Annotated in this window: 2 protein-coding genes; both read left to right on the forward strand. The window is 58.0% G+C overall.

The window, feature by feature from the left end; genetic code table 11:
- Positions 1-344 (forward strand): DUF4279 domain-containing protein (locus tag ACYX7E_RS18870; RefSeq protein WP_462082157.1); only part of this gene is annotated, 344 nt, incomplete at its 5' end.
- A gap of 513 nt (positions 345-857) precedes the next feature.
- On the forward strand, positions 858-1,241 hold the full coding sequence (locus tag ACYX7E_RS18875) for a hypothetical protein (protein ID WP_462082158.1): 384 nt from the start codon (positions 858-860) through the stop codon (positions 1,239-1,241).
- Positions 1,242-1,665: the final 424 nt, after the last annotated feature.

Below are 1,665 nucleotides of genomic sequence, written 5' to 3' on the forward strand. Positions count from 1 at the left end.
GTCCGACCGAGTCGTGCTGCAAGGGCCAGGAAATTGTGGGGCGCAACACCGGGGCTGTGCGCATAGCTAAGACCGGCAGCTGGCGCCTGAGCGTGGCACGCCGCGAGCCCGAGGACTTGGAGGCACAGATCTTTGAGATCCTCGACCAGCTCACTCACGATCTTGGCGTTTGGGAGTCCCTGACCTGCTATGAGCCGGATCTGTTCTGCGGCATCTTTATGGCAGGTAGCAATGACGGTTTGCCTCTCTCGGCAAAAGCACTGCTTGCCCTCGGCCAGCATGGCATTGCACTTGGATTGGACATTTATGATGCTGGTAACCAAGAGCCGGGCGTTGGGCCCTAACAATTCATTCAAGCCGAACCCGCTTCGCGGGTCGGCTTAATTCAGGCGTTAGGACTCACAGCAAGCATGCGCCCACCCATAGTTCTTGACGAGCACGGAGACATCAGCTTTTTCCCGTCCGTGGAGGCGGCCGCCCGCTACGTCGAGCCTATTGATGTTCGTAACGGTGAGTACATCGCATACGACAGCTCTGGCTTCTTGCTCAAGTTAGTTCCAACTGAGCGAGTCGTGAGCATTTCCGGCTATCTGTCGGACCGGCCCCGTCAAGACCAATTGGAGCTGGTGCTTCGCTCATTCGTGGAGCGGGCCTCTGGCGGCCTTGTCCCAGTGGAGGTAAGGTCTCTTGAGGGGCTCCTGGCACTTTGCGTCCGCCAGTTCGGTTATACGAGGTGAGCCCTAACAATTCGTTCAAGCCGAGCCCGCATCGTGGCGTCGCCTGGGTGCTTTTCCGCTACGCTAGCACCCAGTCGCCACCCCGCCGCAGGTCGGCTTAACTCAGGCGTTAGGCCGCTAATGCAGATTTCCGATAACCAAACAGACGAGACCTCGCTGTCGAACTTCGGTGCCGAGGCCATCCAGCTCTTGTCCTCCGGAGACGGCCAAGCCTTAGCTGATCGTTTTGGTTACGCCCTAGCCTTCGGCCGAGAGCCTGCAGTGGCAATTCGAGAGGACTTGGCGGCGTGTTTGGCTCAGGTCCACGCCGTCAGTCTTGCGCCTGAAGCAAAACGTTCCGCACCTGCAGTGAAGTATCTTGAGCCAAATGACTCTGGCTTATTCGCGCTCATCGAGTGCCTCGCACTAACTAACACAGGAGCTGGTCTGTTGGTAGAGTTGGTGGTGACTACGAGTGGGCAGGACAAGCATGTCTGCTTGGAGCAGATCAGTGTCGCGGCGTAACAATTCATTCAAGCCGAACCTGCTTCGCAGGTCGGCTTAACTCAGGCGTTAGGCCGCAGGGGAAGGCATGCGAGACATTGATGCAGTCATTGACCAGCTTCGTCACGCTTACCCGGATATTTCTGCGGAGCATTTAGCCGTCCTGCACACTGGCGCTGACGACGATGGCCTGTGGTTCTTCCGTCACCCTGCAAGTAACGTGGAGTTCCAGCTAGAGTCCAGTACCGGCGCTTGTCCGTTCCTTGCTGAGAGTTCCGCGCCAGCTGAGCGGCTCACGGCGGACACTATTGAGCAAGCTGTTGCATTGGTGGTCGCCGGCCTTGGCCTCACGGGTCAGCGGCCTAACAATTCATTCAAGCCGAACCCGCTTCGCGGGTCGGCTTAACTCAGGCGTTATGCCTTGCCGATCACACTTTCCAGAGAA

The sequence above is a fragment of the Luteimonas sp. RIT-PG2_3 genome, assembly GCF_054902115.1.